A 17,266-nucleotide genomic window follows, 5' to 3' on the forward strand; every position below is an offset into this window, starting at 1 on the left:
ATCCGGGTGGAGTATCGCGCTATGTCCGGTGAGAAGGAGGGACGCATGACCGTACTTGCCCCGGAACAACGAGCTAGGTCACAGAGCTGGCTAGACTGGTCGGTGATGGACACTCACGAGACCACTGACCTGACAGCCGGCGCCGACGGCTCACGCGTTGACGCGGGAACCGAATCGGACGCCCAGAGGCGCGAGCGCTTCGAGCGTGACGCCCTGCAGTATGTTGACCAACTCTATGCTGCGGGACTGCGGATGACGCGGAATCCCTCTGACGCCGAGGATCTGGTGCAGGAGGCGTACACGAAGGCGTACTCCTCGTTCCACCAGTACAAGCCGGGCACCAATTTGAAAGCCTGGCTGTACCGGATCCTCACGAATACCTACATCAACCTGTACCGGAAGCGTCAACGTCAGCCGCAGCAGACCAACACCGACACGGTGGAGGACTGGCAGATGGCACAGGCCGCCGAGCACACCTCTTCGGGGTTGCGGTCGGCGGAAACCGAGGCTTTGGACCGCTTGCCCGATAGTGACGTCAAGAACGCACTGCAGGCGATCCCGGAAGAATTCCGCTTGGCGGTGTATTTCGCCGATGTCGAGGGCTTCGCCTACAAGGAGATCGCGGAGATCTTGGGTGTGCCGATCGGAACGGTCATGTCGCGCTTGCACCGTGGACGCAAACTGCTGAGGGATCTACTCACGGACTACGCCACCGATCGCGGCATCCGGGTACAGGGTAAAGCAGCTAGCACGGCGGGCACGCGCACCCGCCGCGGCGACGACACCGGCGCGAAGAAGGCTTGAGGAGCACGATGAGCGAGACACAAGGAGCAGCTCCGATGAAAGACGATCAGGACTGTCAAAAGATCGGGGACTGCCACGACGCCCGCGTCCAGCGGATCTACGAGTACCTTGACGGGGCCTTGAGCCACCACGATATCGAGGAAGTGCGTCTGCACCTGACCGAGTGCACCGACTGCAACGCCGAGCATGACCTGGAGTGCATCATCCGCTCCGTGGTGAAGCGTAGCTGCAGCGAAAAGGCCCCGGACCAGCTGAAGACCTCAATCATCACCCGCATTAGCGAGATTCGGGTCAAGGCCGGTCACTGACGCCTGGTCCAGTGCCTGGCCCGGAACGCAACGAGGCCCTGTGAACAACGACGTTGTTCACAGGGCCTCGTGCTGTCACATCCTGGTCAAAGACTCAGGCCTGAGTCGTGCCATGTTTGGTGAGGATCAGTGGTTGAGGGGTCTGGATCGTTGATTTTCCGCGGTTCAGGTTCCGGAATCTACGCACTAATCGCGTGCCGACTAGACTGTGCGGGTGGGCTTGTTCGTGCGGAAGGTGAAGACCGCTTCAGGAGCGACCGCGGTCCAGATTGCTCATACCAAACGCGGTATCCAGAAGATCGTGGAACACATCGGCTCCGGTCATACAGAGGCCGAGATTGCGGCCCTCGTTCATATCGCGAAAACCAAGATCGCCGGTGATCAACAAGAACTCGACTCGAACTCCCCAGCGCCCAGGCCCAACCGGGTTCTCAGCCCAGCATCGCACCCGTCGGGCCCAGGGTGACTGGGTCCGCTGCTCAACTGCTTTGGAGCGTGCTGGAAGACGCCTATGAGCATCTCGGGTTCACCGAGGTAGGCAACGCGGTGTTCCAGAAACTCGTGCTAGCCCGACTAGTAGAGCCGACCTCGAAAACGGACACGATCCGTGTCCTCGAAGAACTCGGCGTCCAGGCTCCGTCATTGCGCACGATCTGGCGGACCCTAGCCGAGTCCATCAGCCAAGACTGGCGGGACGGATTCAGCAAGGCAGCCTACGCACACGCGCTGAAAACCGCAGGCCATGCTGGCCTGTCTGTGGTGCTCTATGACGTCACGACGCTGTATTTTGAGGCTACTGATGAGGACGAGCTACGCAAAGTCGGGATGAGCAAAGAACGCAGAGTCGATCCACAGATCGTCGTCGGGCTACTGGTGGATCGGGATGGGTTCCCATTGGAGATTCACTGCTTCGAAGGCAACAAGGCAGAGACCTTGACCCTGGTCCCGGTGTTGCGGTCTTTCCAAGAACGGCATCAGGTTCAGGATCTGGTGGTCGTCGCTGATGCTGGGATGCTCTCAGCGGCGAACCTCAACGCTTTGGAGGATGCGGGGTTCTCGTTCATTGTCGGCTCGAGGATCACCAAGGCCCCGTATGACCTGGCAGAGCATTTCGACCGTCATGGCACCTACTTCACCGACGGACAGATCCTAGAATCCACCCGCACCATGGGGGCCGGTGCTCAGGTCAGGCAGCGCCGGGTGGTGTATCAGTACTCGTTCAAGCGCGAGAAGCGCGATAACTACACTTTGAACAAGCAGATCGAGAAAGCCGAGAAAGTCGCGTCCGGGGCTCGGCCAGTGCGTAGAGACCGGTTCGTGAATCTCACCGGCAAGAAACCCGGGGTGGACTGGGCGCTGGTCGAGCGAGCCAGACAATTGTTGGGTTTGAAGGGGTACGTGACGAATATCAGCCCACACGTCTTGGATGGTGAAGCTGTCGTCGCCGCCTATCACGATCTCTGGCAGGTCGAGAAGTCGTTCCGGATGGCCAAGAGTGATATCCGGGCCCGGCCGATGTTCCATCATCAGCGTGATTCGATCGAGGCGCACTTGACGATCGTGTTCTGCGCGCTGGCCGTAGCTCGTCATCTGCAACACGTGACTGGGGTCAGTATCAAGAAGCTTGTTCAAGTACTACGACCGTTGCGAACGGTCACGATTGATATCAATGGGCAGCAACTCGCCGCGGCCCCGTCCATCCCCGTGGACGCTCAGAAACTGCTCGACTCGTTGGTCTCATAAACTACGCACTAAATCTGGCACGACTCAGGTCAGGAGTTGGGGCGCTTCCCGGAGTTCGCCTTGTTCTTGCGGCGGTCCTTGCGCTTGCGTCCACGCTTGCTCATTGCGGGTCTCCTTCCCTCACATCCGTGTTTCGGCCGGATACCAGGGTATCACTGCTGGGTTAGCTCGTCGGCTCCGCGATGCCCAACCACGGGTACCAGCCGCGATGTAGGACCAACCACGCCAGCAACCCGTAACCGGACTGACCGGGACGTCCCTGGCCGCCGGCCAGGTCACTGCGCCACTGCTCGTGTCCGAGCAATGGGGTGAAGGTGTCGACATAGGGGACGTCGCGTCGTTCGGCGACGTCGTGGTATGCCGAGTTCAGGGCGTCCAAACGGCGGTTGCGCTCTTCGTCCAACCCTGGAGGCGGTCCCACGACCAACACGGAAATGCCCTGCTGGCCAGCGCGGTCGAGGATGTTCGCGAGGTTGAGCCGTGCCCGGGCGGAGGAACCTTCGAGATTGGCGTCGTGTTCGGGCAAGGCGACCACAAGTCGATTGTCGGTATGGGCACTAAAACGGCTCAGCGCTTCGGTTTCCCACCGGTGGGAGAGGGCTTCTGTGGTGTCGCCGGGGGAAGCGAGAACATAGCTCTCGATCTCCACTTCTGGGGTCACGGTGCGGGCCAGGACGCGTCCCAGCCACCCCAGGGCGCGCGAATCGCCGACGCCGGCCAGGGTTTCCGCGCCGATCGAGGCGATGCGAATTCTACGAATCTCCACAGTTTGAGCCTTTCTCGATCATCGTGGGTTCCACTGTAGTCGGTGGGCTGTCTTCGGGTGAACACGCGCCGCGGCCCGGTCGCGAATCGCAACCGGGCCGCGGCGTATCAGGGAAGGCGAGCCCCAGAAACTGATCAGCCTCCGAAGGCCTCCGTCAGCAACACGTCCAGCTCGTGGTCGTGCCGCGGCTTCATGCCAGCGGCCGGTGAGGCCGAAGCAGCGCGGGAGACCAGCTTGACCTTACGGTCCAGTTCCGGCAGCAGGTTGAGGGCCATGAAGGGCCATGGGCCCTGGTTGGCCGGCTCATCCTGCACCCACATCACCTCGGCGTCGGGGTACTGGTTGAGTTGCTGGGTGATTTCCTCCAGCGGCAGCGGGTAGAGCTGCTCGACGCGGACGATGGCGGTCGAGGTGTCTTCCAGCTTCTCGCGGCGTGCCAGCAGGTCGTAGTAGAGACGGCCCGAGACCAGCATGACCTTCTTGGCGGAGGAGCCGATCTTGTCGTCTCCGACCACCTTCCGGAAGCCAACCTGGGTGAAGTCCGCCACCGAGGAAGCCGCAGCCTTCAGGCGCAGCAGCTGCTTCGGGGTGAACACCACCAGAGGGCGACGCGGGGTCGAGTAGGCCTGCTCACGCAACAGGTGGAAGTGGTTGGCACCGAACGACGGCTGCGCCACGCGCATGTTGTCCTCGGCACACATCTGCAGGAAGCGTTCGATGCGGGCGGAGGAGTGGTCCGGTCCCTGACCTTCGTAGCCGTGCGGCAGCAGCAGCACCACGGAGGAGTGTTGGTTCCACTTTTGTTCGGCCGAGGAGATGAACTCGTCGATGATGATCTGGGCGCCATTGACGAAGTCGCCGAACTGAGCCTCCCAAGCCACGAGCGCATCGGGGCGCTCCACCGAGTAGCCGTATTCGAAACCGAGTGCGGCGTACTCAGACAGCAGCGAGTTGTAGATCCACAGCTTGGCCTGATCCGCAGCCAGGTTGGAGATGGGGGTCCACTCGTCGCCGTTAATGCGGTCGTGGTACACGGCGTGGCGCTGCACGAAGGTGCCGCGCTGCGAGTCCTGACCCGCCAGACGGACGGACTTGCCCTCCATCAGCAACGAACCGAAGGCTGCCAGCTCCGCGAAGCCCCAGTCAATGTCGCCGTTGACGGCCATTTTCGCTCGGCGCTCCAGCAGCGCTTTGAGCTTGGGGTGAACGGTGAAGTCCTCCGGGATATCCAGGTGGGCCTCGCCGATGCGCTGGAGGGTCTCCTCCGTGATCGCGGTGGTCTCCGGGACGTACTGCTCGTCGGACTCCCTCGAGCCGTGAGCGGAGCCCACGGTGGGGATGGGCGAGGTTTCGGCCTCGTTCATCTCCGCGAAGGCACGCTCCAGGCGTGCCTGGTAGTCCTTCATGGCGTCGTCGGCTTCTTCCTGGGTGATGTCACCACGGCCGACGAGCGATTCCACGTAGAGCTTGCGCACGGAGCGCTTCTGTTCGATGAGGTTGTACATACGCGGCTGCGTCATCGACGGATCGTCGCCCTCGTTGTGACCGCGACGGCGGTAGCAGATGAGGTCGATGACGACGTCCTTGTGGAAGCGCTGACGGTACTGATAGGCCAGCTGGGCCACGCGTACCACGGACTCCGGGTCATCCCCGTTGACGTGGAAGATCGGGGCCTGGATGGTCCTCGCGACGTCGGTGGAGTACGTCGAGGAACGAGCCGACGACGGCGGGGTGGTGAAGCCGACCTGGTTGTTCACGATCACGTGCAGAGTACCGCCGGTGCGGTAACCGCGTAGCTGCGAGAGGTTCAGGGTTTCGGCTACGACACCCTGGCCTGCGAAGGCGGCGTCGCCGTGCACCAGGACGGGCATCACCGAGAAGGAGCCCACGGAATCGGCGCCTCGGTCGAGGCGGTCCTGCTTGGCACGTACGATGCCCTCGAGCACGGGGTTTACGGCTTCCAGGTGCGAGGGGTTCGCTGCCAGGGACACCTTGGTGGAGTTGCCGTGGTCAGAAACGAAGGTTCCCTCGGTGCCGAGGTGGTACTTCACGTCGCCGGAGCCCTGGTTGACGTCGCGGCTGCCGGTGCCGGCAAATTCGCGGAATACCTGGGAATAGGTCTTTCCAGCGATGTTAGTCAGCACGTTGAGGCGACCGCGGTGAGCCATACCAATGGCGACCTCGTCGAGTCCGTCATCGGCGGCGCCGGAAATGGCAGCGTCTAGCAGAGCGATCAGGGATTCGCCACCCTCCAGGGAGAAGCGCTTCTGGCCGACGAACTTCGTCTGCAGGAAGGTCTCGAAGGCCTCGGCAGCGTTGAGGCGGCCGAGAATACGCAGCTGCTCTTCGCGGGTCGGTTTGGCGTAGGGGTGCTCCAACTCATCCTGGAACCACTGGCGCTCCTCAGGCGAGTTGAGATGCATGTACTCGATGCCGGTGTTGCGGCAGTAGGCATCGCGCAGCACTCCGAGGATGTCGCGCAGCGGCAGGGCGGACTTGCCGCCGAATCCGCCCGTGGGCCATTCGCGATCCAGGTCCCAGAGGGTCAGGCCGTGCGAGAGGATATCCAGATCGGGGTGCTTGCGCATGGAGTATTCCAGCGGGTCCACATCCGCGATCAGGTGACCACGCACGCGGTAGGCGTGGATCATCTGCTGGATCCGGGCTACCTTGCCGATCTGGTCTTCCGGGTTGACCTGCACATCGGGTTTCCAGCGTACCGGCTCATACGGAATACGCAGGGACTCGAAGATCTCCTCGTAGAAACCGTCGGCCCCTAGCAGTAACTGGTGAACTTCCTTCAGGAATTCACCGGAGGAAGCGCCCTGGATCACGCGGTGATCGTAGGTGGAGGTCAGGGTGATGGTCTTGGAAATTGCCAGGCGGGCCAGCGTCTTCTCGGAAGAACCCTGGAACTCGGCCGGGTAGGTTAGGGCACCGACACCGATGATCGCGGCCTGGCCCTCAGATAGGCGGGCCACTGAGTGCACGGTGCCGATGCCGCCGGGGTTGGTCAGCGTGACGGTGGTCCCGGCGTAGTCGTCTAGGCCTAGCTTGTTGTTACGGGCCTTTTTCACGAGGTCTTCATAGGCCTGCCAGAACTCGCGGAAGTCCAGAGACTCTGCGCCCTTGATGTTCGGGGCGACCAGGGTGCGCGAGCCATCGGGCTGGGGCAGGTCGATGGCCAGGCCGAAGTTGATGTGCGCCGGCTCCACCATGGTCGGCTTGTTGCCGTCCAGGCGATAGAGATTGTTCATCTCGGGGTGCTTCACCAGGGCACGGATCAGTGCGTAACCGATCAGGTGGGTGAACGACACCTTGCCACCGCGGGAACGAGCCAGGTGGTTGTTGATGACGACCCGGTTGTCGATCAGCGCCTTGGCAGGCAGGTCACGGACGGTGGTTGCCGTCGGGACCGTCAGCGAGGCATCCATGTTTTTGGCCACGGCCCGTGCCATACCGCGCAACGGGGTGACCTTGTCCTCGGCCGGCTTGTCCTCGGCGGTCGGCTTCTTCTTTTTGGAGGACTTGGCCGGCTCGGAGGGAATCGCCTCGGTGGCGGTCGTGGACTTCTTCACCTTGGGTGCAGCCTTTTCGGCTGGCTCAGCGGGGGCCTTCTGTGCGCTCTGCTCGCTCGGAGCGGCGGCCTTGGGCGCCGACGCCTGCGCTGGGGCAGACTCTTTCGACGCGGAAGGGGAACTGGTACCGGCCGACGGTGCTGGCTTATCGCCGTTCGTCGTCGAGGACGAGGCACCTTCCAGGCGGGCAAAGATCTCAGCCCACTTGGGGTCTACCGAGGACTTGTCCGCTTTGTATTTGTCGTAGATATCCGCAACAAGCCATTCGTTTCCGGGGAATTCCTCGGAGAGCTGAGCGGACGTAAGTTCTGGCACGGTGAAACGCCTCTTCCGTAATCAGGATGTTGATCTGTTGGCGAGGGCGAACCATCAAGCCGGAAGTGGAGGCCCTCAACCTCTATGGTGTTCTCCACCTGACTCGTGAGTCACCCGGAGAACGGCTCCCTCCAGCATAGTGATGTTTTGCGCCGAATCTCCACATAACATCGGGGTGGACGCGAAAAAACTTCGAACCCTCGAAGGTCGCTGATTGAACGGTTCCTCCGAGCGCCAGAGATGACAGGATGAAGAAATGAAGTTCTTGACTCAGCCGATGACCGATCTCACCTATTCGGACGTTTTCCTTGTACCGTCGCGGTCCGAACTGACCAGCCGCATGGACGTCGACATCTCCGCTGACGACGGCACCGGCTCGACGATCCCGCTTGTTGCCGCCAACATGAACGGCGTGACGGGACGACGCATGGCTGAGACGATGGCCCGGCGCGGGGGACTCGCGGTGCTTCCTCAGGACGTTCCCGTCGAGCTGATCCAGGATGTGACCTCCTGGGTGAAGTCCCGACACGCCGTCGTGGAGACCCCGCTGACCCTGAGTGAAGACGACCGGGTGCTGGATGTTCACCACCTTTCCTCTAAGCGCAATCACGATTCGGTGTGCATCGTGCGCCAGACCGAGACCGGAGCGACGCTGGTGGGTGTCGTACGCGTCAAAGACTGTGAAGAACTGGATCATTTTGCGTCCATCGCCTCCGTGATGCGCCAGCCAGCTCTCACCCTCGAGGTGTCAGAGCTCGACGGCGGTGCGGGCGAGGAGTCGGTCTTTGAGACCCTGTACGAACGCTTCCACGCTGCCCAGGCCACCTATGTGCCGGTGCTGGACGGCGAAAACCTGGTGGGTGTGCTCACCCCGGGTGGGGTCTTGCGTTCGGGTATCTTCGAGCCCACGCTGGATCAGGCCGGAGCGCTGCGGGTGGCTGCGGCGGTCGGCATCAATGGTGACGTGCGCGGTAAGGCTGAGGCCCTGGTCTCCGGCGGCGTCGACGTGCTCGTGGTCGACACAGCTCACGGCCACCAGGCGAAAATGTTGGAAGCGCTGCGCACGGTCCGGGATCTGCCCGTGCCGATCGTGGCCGGGAACGTAGTCTCGGCGGATGGCGTCCGAGATCTCGTGGAGGCCGGTGCCGACATTCTGAAGGTCGGTGTCGGCCCGGGCGCCATGTGCACCACCCGCATGATGACGGCGGTGGGACGTCCCCAGTTCTCGGCCGTCTATGAATGCGCCCAAGCCGCAGCCGAACTCGGCAAGCACGTGTGGGCGGACGGGGGAGTGCGCTACCCCCGCGACGTCGCCCTGGCCCTGGCCGCTGGCGCCTCCCAGGTGATGATTGGCTCCTGGTTCGCCGGTACCTATGAGTCACCCGGCGACTTGTTCACCGACAGTGATGGGCGCCGATACAAGGAGAACTTCGGGATGGCTTCGGCCCGCGCGGTACAGAACCGTACCCGCAGCGAGGGCGCCTACGACCGGGCCCGAAAGGCACTGTTTGAAGAAGGGATTTCCTCCTCCAAGATGTATCTGGACCCGCAGCGTCCCTCGGTGGAGGACCTGCTGGACGGCATCACCGCCGGGTTGCGCTCCTCGATGACCTACGCCGGTGCAACCAACCTCTCGGAATTCCGGGATCGTGCCGTCGTCGGCGTCCAATCGGCGGCCGGATACGAAGAGGGTCGCCCCGTGGTGCAATCCTGGTGATCACCCCCCGGATCCGGCGTGTATCATTCTGCTATGCATAGACACCGATCTGGTGCCTCCGCACATGGCCGCAGCGCTTCCGCTGCGGGAACGGAGCCCTCTAGTTGCCCCTGCTTGTATCTTTCTAGCCAAGGCAGGTGGTGACGGTGGAATGGATACTCCTCGCCGTCGGCCTCCTGCTGATATTCGGTAACGGGTTCTTCGTTGCCGTTGAATTCTCCATGATCGCGCTGGACGTTCCGACCGTCCAGCGCCTCGTGGATGACGGGGATAAAGGTGCTGAGCCCCTGCTTAAGTGCTTGAAGACCCTTTCCACTCAGCTCTCCGCATGTCAGCTTGGTATCACCCTGACCGTGTTGCTCACCGGCTACATGATGGAGCCCTCCCTGGGGCGGCTGCTCGCCGGGCCGCTGGAGAATGCTGGCCTCACTGGTGTTGCGGCGTCGTCCGTATCGCTGGTGATCGCCATGATCGTGGCGACCTTCCTGTCGATGCTGATCGGCGAGCTGATCCCCAAGAACCTGGCCATCGCCCGTGCGATGTCGGTGGGTCGCGCCCTGGCCCGTCCGCAGCTGGTCTTCACCGCCGTGTTCAAGCCCGCGATCTTCCTGCTCAACGGCTTCTCCAACCGAGTCCTGCACACCATGGGCCTGGAAGCCAAGGAAGAAATCTCCGGAGCGCGTACCCCGGAGGAGCTGTCCTCGTTGGTGCGACGTTCGGCCGAAATGGGCACGCTGGATGTCAAGACGGCGACGTTCGTTGACCGTACGCTGCGGTTCTCCGAGCGCTCGGCCGCCGACGTGATGACACCGCGTATCCGCATGGAGACCGTGGAAACCGGCGACAACATCGACGCCGTCCTGGAAGTGGCTCGCCGCACCGGGTACTCCCGTTTCCCGGTGATCAATGACTCATCAGACGACATCCGCGGCGTCTTGCACGTCAAGAAGGCCGTGGCCGTGCCGCGTGAGAAGCGCGGTGAGGTGATGGCGGCAGCGATCATGACCGACGTCGCCCGCGTCCCCGAAACCGTGCACTTGGATCAGCTGCTCACCGAACTACGCCAGGCCAGCCTGCAGATGGCCGTGGTGGAAGACGAATACGGTGGCACCGCCGGTGTGGTGACACTGGAGGATCTCGTGGAGGAGATCGTCGGCGAGGTGTCCGACGAGCACGACCGCATTACCCCCGGGGTGCTTCAGACGGCGTCCGGCAAGTGGTACTTCCCGGCGTTGTTGCGTCCGGATGAAGTGGGCACGCAGATTTCTGGTCTGACCATCCCCGAAGACGGATCCTATGAAACCGTCGGCGGCTACATCATGGCCCAGCTGGGTCGGGTGGCCTCGGTCGGTGACGTGGTCGACGTCGATGGTGGTCGGCTGCGGGTGGAGCGGATGGACGGTCGGCGTATTGACCGGGTGAAGTTCATTCCGGACTCCGGCCCGGATTCTGACGACGCCCACGGTGATCACGGCAGCAAGGAGGTCGCCCGATGAGCTCCGATCTGATGGGACTGATCTGGCTGGTCGTGCTGCTGATAGGCAACGCGTTCTTCGTTGGCGGCGAATTCGCCGTCATGGGGGCGCGCCGTTCGCAGATCGAGCCGCGTGCTGAGGCTGGCCACAAGCGGGCGAAGACGGCCCTGTTCGCCATGGAGCATGTCTCCCAGATGCTGGCGATCTGTCAGCTCGGCATCACCGTCTGCTCCCTGCTGATTCTGAACATCTCCGAACCGGCGATTCACCACCTGTTTGTGATTCCGCTGGAGGCCATCGGCATTCCGGCAGCCGCGGCGGATATCACCGCGTTCGTGTTCGCCCTGCTGATCGTGACCTTCCTGCATGTGACCTTCGGAGAGATGGTGCCCAAGAACGCCGCCGTCTCCATGGCCGATAAAGCCGTGATGTTGCTGGCTCCGCCGCTGGTGTGGTTGGAGAAGGCGCTGCGCCCGGTGATCTGGTTTATGAACTGGATGGCCAACATTGTGCTGCGGGCCATGCGCGTGGAACCCAAGGACGAAGTGAATTCCAGCTTTACTCTCGAGGAGGTCCAGTCCATTGTGGCCGAGTCCACGCGGACCGGTCTCGTGGAGGACAGTTCGGGCCTCTTGGCCGGCGCCCTGGAATTCACCGCCCACACCGCCGGGTCGGTGATGGTCCCCGACTCTGGGGTGATCACCTTGCCTGCGGGTGGCACCCCGGCCGACTTCGAAGAAGCCGTGCGCAAGACCGGCTTCTCCCGGTTTGTGCTGGAGAACGACGATGGGACCTACCTGGGCTATCTGCACCTGAAAGACGTGATGACGATCTCGGCGGAACGCAGCCGGGAACCGATTCCGCTGACCAAGGTGCGCTCGATGGCCAATGTGGATGCCTCCGAGGAGATCGAGGACGCGCTGAGTTTGATGCAGCGCACCGGATCGCATATGGCTCGGGTGATTTCGGCCGACGGCCAGACCGTGGGCGTGCTCTTCTTGGAGGACGTCCTGGAAATCCTGGTCGGCGAAATCCACGATGCGACGCAAGCCAACGCGCCCCGCAGGCGTTATTGAGAACCGTTCGCAGTGTGATAGCTTAGGATCGGCCCGCGGAGGTACCGCGGGCCGATTCGTTCGTACAGGAGCTGACGTCATGACCATCTCTCGTCCACGGTGGGGAATCACCCTCGGAGGTGCCACGATCGGTGCCCTGCTGCTGGCGGGGTGTGGCGGCGGTTCCGGTGATGCTGGCAGCGAAGCCGAAGGCGAGACCGTGGCCTACGCGACGACAACGCAGCTGGGCTCGATCACCTCCGAGATCACCGAATGCGCGGACGCCCAGACCCAGACGCTGATGGGCCCCGGCGACGATCCTCACGTCTTCGCGCCCAGCTCCTCGGAAATCGCCGAGATGTCACAGGCACCGCTGGTGGTGGCCAACGGTCTCGGACTCGAGGCCAGCATGGTGTCCGCGTTGGATACCGCCGTGGAGGATGGCGTGAACGTGGTGGAGGTAGCTCCGCAGCTGGATCCGCTACCCTTCGCGTCCCATGACGGTCATAGCCACGATGAAGACGACCATCGCCACGAGGACGAGGACGAGGACGAAGGCGAGGTGGGGCACAACCATTCGGGCACGGATCCTCACGTCTGGATGGATGTGTCCCGGATGGCCACCGCCGCCGAGCTGATCGGCGACGAGCTGGCCGAGGCTACCGGCGATGACACCTACCGCGACTGTGCCACCGAGACCTCTGCGCAGCTCATGGAGACCCACGAATCGATCATCGAGATGTTCAGCGAGATACCGGAAGATCAGCGCACGCTGATGACCGACCACGCTGCTTACAACTACTTCGCTGACGCCTACGGCCTGGAGATCACTGCCGTCGTTGTGCCCGGTGGCTCCACTGACGGCGAGCCGTCGTCTCAGGACCTGGCCCGGCTCTCGGCAGAGATTGATGCCGAGGGCGTGGACGCGCTGATCACCTCAGTGCAGACCTCCAACCGGCTGATCGAAACCCTGGCCGACGAGAGTGGCGGGGAGGCGCCGCTGGTCCAGCTCTATGAAGGTGGCCTGGGCGAGCCCGGCTCCGAGGCAGAGACCTACGCGGAAGCCCTGGAATACAATGCACGCACCCTGGCCGAGGCCCTGGGCGCGGCACAGGACTGAGGCTCGATGGATCTGATCACCTGGCTCACCGAGCCCTTCACCCTCGGCTTCCAACAGCGCGCCCTGTGGGGCGGAATGATCGCGGCCCTGATGTGCTCGATCGTCGGGGTGTGGCTGGTGCTGCGCGGCATGAGCTTCTTCGGCGACGCGTTCGTTCACGGTGTGGTGCCCGGGCTCGCGGCGGCGGTGCTGTTCGATTTCTCCCCGTATCTCGGCGCGGGTATTGCCGCGCTGGTGATGGTGGCGGGGATGGAGCTGATCTACCGGTCCACCTCGCTGAAGGAGGACACCTCCATTGGTTTGCTCTTCGTCGGCATGATGGCCCTGGGCGTGGTGATCATCTCGAAGGCAGATTCCTACACCGGTTCGCTGACCTCCATACTCTTCGGTGATGCCCTGGGGGTCAGCTGGGACGACATCGCGATTCAGGCGGTGTTCGCCGGAATCGTGGTGGTGTTGTCGCTGTTGCTCTACCGGCCGCTGATGGTGTTGTCGTTCTCGCCAGCAAAATCCCAGTCGCTGGGGATGCGCCCGCAGTTCACTCACTGGATGCTGTTGATGCTCATCGCCACCGCGGTGATCGGCTCCTACCAGGCGGTGGGCACCCTGTTGGTCTTTGGTTTGCTCGTGGGCCCGGCGGCCACTGCGGCGCTGGTGTCGCGCACCGTGCCCATCATGATCGCCGTCTCGGTGGCTATCGGCCTGCTCGCGGTGTGGGTCGGGTTGCTGATCAGCTTCTACGCGGGTACCGCCGCCTCGGCGTCGATGTCGCTGGTGCCGGTGGTGCTGTTCTTCGTGGTGCTGGCGGTGCGCGAGGTGGTGCGGCTGGTGCGCCGTCGTCGTTTTTCGAACGGTGCTGGTGGACGCCGTCTCTTGAGCGACCGTTCCCCGGTGGCGCAACCGGTGGACCAGCGCGAAAATCCGACTCACGGAGAGGTAGTCTCATGAGCACGCAGCACCTAGTGCAGGCCGAAGACATCGTTTTGATGCACGGTAGCCACCTGGCCCTGGACTCCAGCTCCTTCACCCTGCCCGCTGGTGGGGTGACCGCGGTCATCGGCCCCAACGGCTCCGGTAAGTCCACCCTGCTGCAGGCGATTGCCGGCATTCTGGAGCCGTCGGCGGGACGGATTCAGGTGCTGGGAGCCTCCGTGGAACAGATGCGCCCCCGGATCTCCTACGTGATGCAGTCCGTGGTGTACCCGGTGGGCACGCCGCTCACCGTGCGCGATGTGGTGCGCATGGGGCGTTTCTCCACCCGCGGCTGGTTCAAACCTTTCGGCGCGGACGACCGCAAGGCCGTGAAGGATGCGATGGGGCTGATGAATATTGAGGACCTGGCGCACCGGCATTTAGAAGAGCTTTCCGGCGGGCAGCGGCAGCGCGTGTACGTGGCGCAGGGAGTGGCCCAGGGGCACGAGATTCTGATGCTGGATGAACCGATGACCGGGCTGGATATCGTCTCCAAGCGAATTATCGACGACGTCGTGCACGCCGAAACCGAGCACGGCCACTCAGTGGTGCTCACCACCCATGACTTGGATGAAGCGGCAGCGGCCGATCATGTGCTGTTGCTCAACGGCTCCGTGGTGGCCTCCGGCCCCCCTGAACAGGTCTTGACCCGCGAGCACCTGGAGACGGTGTACGGGCTGGGGGCGCTGCACTCACCGGCCTCGGCGTTGGTGGACCCGCCGCACGAGAACTGCTAGTTCGAGGAGTCCCGGGGCAGGGCCGCGCAGGCGGGGCAAAGCCCGTAGATTTCCAGGGTGTGTTCGACCTCGGTGTAGCCGTGCTCATCGGCCACCCGTGAGGCCCAGTGCTCCACAGTCGGGGCTTCGATTTCCACGGTGGCTCCACAACGGCGGCACACCAGATGATGGTGATGCCCCGTGGAAGCGCACTGGCGGAACAGAGCTTCACCGTCGTCCTGAGGGAGAATATCCACCTCGCCGGCCGCGACCATCTGCTGCAGCACCCGATACACGGTGGCCAGCGACACGGAATCGCCGCGCTCGCGGAGCAAACCATGCAGCTCTTGGGCGGTCAGGAAATCGGTGGACGACTCCAGCCCCGCGAGGATGGCTTTCTTCTGGCGGGTCACGCGGCCGGTGATGGCCGAACGCTCGCCGGAACCTGTGGTCATCGGTGGTGTGGCCCCTTCTGTTTGGTCGACCACCAGGCTACCAGTCAGAGACGTACCACGATCGGGAATCTCGCGATAATGTAGGGGAGTGCTTCCACCTTCGACGTCGTCGCCCCCGCACATCACCAAGCACGGGCACGCTTGTATCAGCCTGCACCGTGATGGGCGAAGCCTGGTCATCGACCCCGGGGCGTTCACCGACCTCTCCGTGGCCCTGGACGGCGCCGAGCATGTGCTGGTGACTCACGAGCACGCAGACCACCTTGATGCGGCGCCGGTGTTGCAGTGGCTGAATGACCACCCGGAGGCCACGCTCACCGCCCCGCCCGCGGTGATCAGCGCACTGGGTGCGGCGAGCGAAAACGAGCTCTCCGCCCAGCTGCTGGTGGCCGAACCCGGCGACGAGCTGGAGCGGGCTGGATTCCGCATTCGGGTGCTCGGCGGTCAGCACGCCGTCATCCACCCCCAGATTCCGGTGGTGGCCAACCTCGGCTACCTCATCGACGAGCGGCTCTATCACCCCGGCGACGCCTATGTGGTGCCGGAACTGACCGGGCTGGACACGTTGCTGGTCCCGGTCAGCGCGCCCTGGGCCCGGCTCGCCGAGACCCTGGACTTCATCATCGCCGTCCGCCCCCGCCAGGTGATCCCGATCCACGATGCGCTGCTCAGCGGCGTCGGCCGTGGGGTTTACCTGAAGCAGGTGGAGGCTTTCGCGCAGCGCTATGGCGCGGAACTGACCGTGCTGACCGAGGGGGAGAAGACATGGATGAGGTGAGTTCGACGAGCGGACGGCGGCGCAGCAAGCCGCCGGCGGTGCTGATCGATGCCCACACCCTGGCCGGCTGGTTGGGGATGGCCCCTCCCGGTGAGCCCGCCGCGCAGCCGGCCACCGGTTTCGCTGCGTCCGAGGCCATCCCGGAGCCCGGCCATCTGGTGATTCTGGACGTGCGCTGGTCGGTGCAGGCCCCGGGGCAGGGCCACGAGCAGTACCGGCAGGGTCATATTCCGGGCGCGGTGTTCGTCTCGATGTCGGGCCAACTCTCCGGTCACGGCGCCCCCACCCTGGGACGGCACCCGCTGCCGGACCCGGTGCGCTTCACGGATTCGGCCCGCATGCTCGGGATCAACGACGGCGACACCGTGGTGGTCTACGACGACGTCTTCTCTGCGGCCGCACCGCGGGCCTGGTGGCTGCTGCGCCACGCCGGCTTCGATAAGGTCTACGTGCTTGACGGCGGTTTGGCCGCCTGGCGCGACGCCGATCTGCCACAGCAGGCCGGTGAGGTGCTTCCTGTGCTGGGCGATGCTCACACCTCCTGGGGCAAGATGCCGGTGGTTGACACCGACGAAGTTGAGGCCGTGGCGGAGACCGGTGTGGTGATGGACGCTCGCACTGCTGAGCGGTTCCGCGGCGAATCCGAGCCCATGGACCCGGTGGCAGGCCACATTCCCAGCGCGATCTCGGTGCCGATCGCTGAACTGATGACGCCTGAGGGCAGGTTCCGCCCCGCCGAGGAGTTGCGCGAGCATTTCGCCCGGCTGAACGTGGACGAATCCACCCCGGTGGTGTCCTACTGCGGTTCCGGTGTCACCGCCGCCGCAGAGATTCTGGCCCTGAACCTGGCCGGCATTGAGGCCGCACTGTATCCGGGGTCCTGGTCGGCCTGGTGCAACACCTCGGGGCGTCCGGTCGCCACCGGCGATGACTCCCAGCCTGCCACCATCAACCAACCCTGACGCACCGGCACCGGATTTGAGACACTGAGAGCGATCACCGAAGCCACGATCCAGGAGGTACCTCATGCCCACCGTGTTCACCCGCATCATCGACGGCGACCTGCCGGGCCGGTTCGTCTGGAAAGACGAGACCTGCGTGGCGTTCCTCTCCATCGGCCCGCTCGCGGCCGGACACACCCTGGTGGTGCCGCGCGAGGAGATCGACCTTTGGACTGACGCCAGCCCCGAGCTGGTCCAGCACCTGATGACGGTGGCGCACACCATCGGTGCGGCCCAGCGCACCGCTTTCGGTGCGGCTCGAGCCGGCCTGATGCTGGCTGGCTACGAGGTGCCGCACCTGCACGTGCACGTTTGGCCCTCGAACTCCCTGTCCGACTTCGACCTGGACACCGTGGACAACCACCCGGACCCGGCTGATCTGGACGCCGCCGCCGAGAAACTGCGCGCCCAACTGCGGGCGGAGGGCCACGAAGCCACCGTCCCGCAGGCCTAAGCCCGCAGG

At 63.8% G+C, this 17,266-nt stretch carries 15 protein-coding genes and 1 pseudogene; 12 read left to right on the forward strand and 4 right to left on the reverse strand.

Annotated features, from left to right (window positions below):
- The first annotated feature begins 105 nt into the window (after positions 1–105).
- The 3 genes and pseudogenes from P8192_RS06005 to P8192_RS06015 all read left to right on the forward strand — a co-directional run bounded on the left by P8192_RS06005 (position 106) and on the right by P8192_RS06015 (position 2,855).
- A complete protein-coding gene (locus tag P8192_RS06005) occupies positions 106–804 on the forward strand; it encodes a sigma-70 family RNA polymerase sigma factor (protein ID WP_278159327.1) in 699 nt (232 codons plus the stop codon).
- 8 nt (positions 805–812) lie between these two features.
- Positions 813–1,112 (forward strand): mycothiol system anti-sigma-R factor, encoded by a 300-nt coding sequence (rsrA, locus tag P8192_RS06010; RefSeq protein WP_278159329.1) that lies wholly within the window; start codon positions 813–815, stop codon positions 1,110–1,112.
- Between the two features lie 214 nt (positions 1,113–1,326).
- Positions 1,327–2,855: pseudogene (locus P8192_RS06015) on the forward strand (IS1634 family transposase).
- Between the two features lie 29 nt (positions 2,856–2,884).
- Here P8192_RS06015 and P8192_RS14515 read toward each other — a convergent pair.
- From P8192_RS14515 to P8192_RS06025, 3 genes are all read right to left on the reverse strand, one after another.
- Positions 2,885–2,959, reverse strand: a complete 75-nt coding sequence (locus P8192_RS14515) for a 50S ribosomal protein bL37 (protein ID WP_431521165.1) — start codon at positions 2,957–2,959, stop codon at positions 2,885–2,887.
- Between the two features lie 59 nt (positions 2,960–3,018).
- On the reverse strand, positions 3,019–3,621 hold the full coding sequence (locus P8192_RS06020) for a GDSL-type esterase/lipase family protein (protein WP_278159331.1): 603 nt from the start codon (positions 3,619–3,621) through the stop codon (positions 3,019–3,021).
- 134 nt (positions 3,622–3,755) lie between these two features.
- A complete protein-coding gene (locus P8192_RS06025; RefSeq protein ID WP_278159333.1) occupies positions 3,756–7,514 on the reverse strand; it encodes a multifunctional oxoglutarate decarboxylase/oxoglutarate dehydrogenase thiamine pyrophosphate-binding subunit/dihydrolipoyllysine-residue succinyltransferase subunit in 3,759 nt (1,252 codons plus the stop codon).
- A 256-nt stretch (positions 7,515–7,770) separates the two neighbouring features.
- Here P8192_RS06025 and P8192_RS06030 point away from each other — a divergent pair, with 256 nt between their 5' ends.
- The 6 genes from P8192_RS06030 (at position 7,771) to P8192_RS06055 (ending at position 14,590) form a co-directional block, all read left to right on the forward strand.
- Entirely contained in the window at positions 7,771–9,231 is a 1,461-nt protein-coding gene (locus P8192_RS06030) for a GuaB1 family IMP dehydrogenase-related protein (protein WP_270105622.1), read from the forward strand.
- A 146-nt stretch (positions 9,232–9,377) separates the two neighbouring features.
- On the forward strand, positions 9,378–10,727 hold the full coding sequence (locus tag P8192_RS06035) for a hemolysin family protein (protein WP_270107593.1): 1,350 nt from the start codon (positions 9,378–9,380) through the stop codon (positions 10,725–10,727).
- Positions 10,724–11,782, forward strand: coding sequence for a hemolysin family protein (locus P8192_RS06040; protein ID WP_278159336.1), 1,059 nt, complete (start codon positions 10,724–10,726; stop codon positions 11,780–11,782). The genes P8192_RS06035 and P8192_RS06040 overlap by 4 nt, the downstream gene beginning before the upstream one ends.
- Before the next feature lie 79 nt (positions 11,783–11,861).
- A complete protein-coding gene (locus tag P8192_RS06045) occupies positions 11,862–12,881 on the forward strand; it encodes a metal ABC transporter substrate-binding protein (RefSeq protein WP_278159337.1) in 1,020 nt (339 codons plus the stop codon).
- 6 nt (positions 12,882–12,887) lie between these two features.
- Positions 12,888–13,829, forward strand: a complete 942-nt coding sequence (locus P8192_RS06050; RefSeq protein WP_278159338.1) for a metal ABC transporter permease — start codon at positions 12,888–12,890, stop codon at positions 13,827–13,829.
- Positions 13,826–14,590 carry a metal ABC transporter ATP-binding protein gene (locus P8192_RS06055; RefSeq protein WP_278159340.1) on the forward strand — a complete coding sequence of 255 codons (765 nt, stop codon included), beginning with the start codon at positions 13,826–13,828 and terminating at the stop codon, positions 14,588–14,590. Before P8192_RS06050 ends, P8192_RS06055 begins: the two co-directional genes overlap by 4 nt.
- Here P8192_RS06055 and P8192_RS06060 read toward each other — a convergent pair.
- A complete protein-coding gene (locus P8192_RS06060; RefSeq protein ID WP_270105617.1) occupies positions 14,587–15,024 on the reverse strand; it encodes a Fur family transcriptional regulator in 438 nt (145 codons plus the stop codon). The two genes, P8192_RS06055 and P8192_RS06060, sit on opposite strands and share 4 nt — an antisense overlap.
- Before the next feature lie 88 nt (positions 15,025–15,112).
- Here P8192_RS06060 and P8192_RS06065 point away from each other — a divergent pair, with 88 nt between their 5' ends.
- The 3 genes from P8192_RS06065 to P8192_RS06075 all read left to right on the forward strand — a co-directional run bounded on the left by P8192_RS06065 (position 15,113) and on the right by P8192_RS06075 (position 17,257).
- A complete protein-coding gene (locus P8192_RS06065; protein WP_278159342.1) occupies positions 15,113–15,802 on the forward strand; it encodes an MBL fold metallo-hydrolase in 690 nt (229 codons plus the stop codon).
- The gene (locus tag P8192_RS06070; RefSeq protein WP_278159344.1) at positions 15,790–16,764 is read left to right on the forward strand and encodes a sulfurtransferase; all 975 of its coding nucleotides are present in this window, start codon (positions 15,790–15,792) and stop codon (positions 16,762–16,764) included. The genes P8192_RS06065 and P8192_RS06070 overlap by 13 nt, the downstream gene beginning before the upstream one ends.
- Positions 16,765–16,828: 64 nt before the next feature.
- Positions 16,829–17,257 (forward strand): HIT family protein, encoded by a 429-nt coding sequence (locus P8192_RS06075; protein WP_278159345.1) that lies wholly within the window; start codon positions 16,829–16,831, stop codon positions 17,255–17,257.
- The last annotated feature ends 9 nt before the right edge of the window (positions 17,258–17,266 follow it).

Origin of the sequence: Citricoccus muralis, from assembly GCF_029637705.1 — a bacterium.
Classification (GTDB): Bacteria; Actinomycetota; Actinomycetes; order Actinomycetales; family Micrococcaceae; genus CmP2.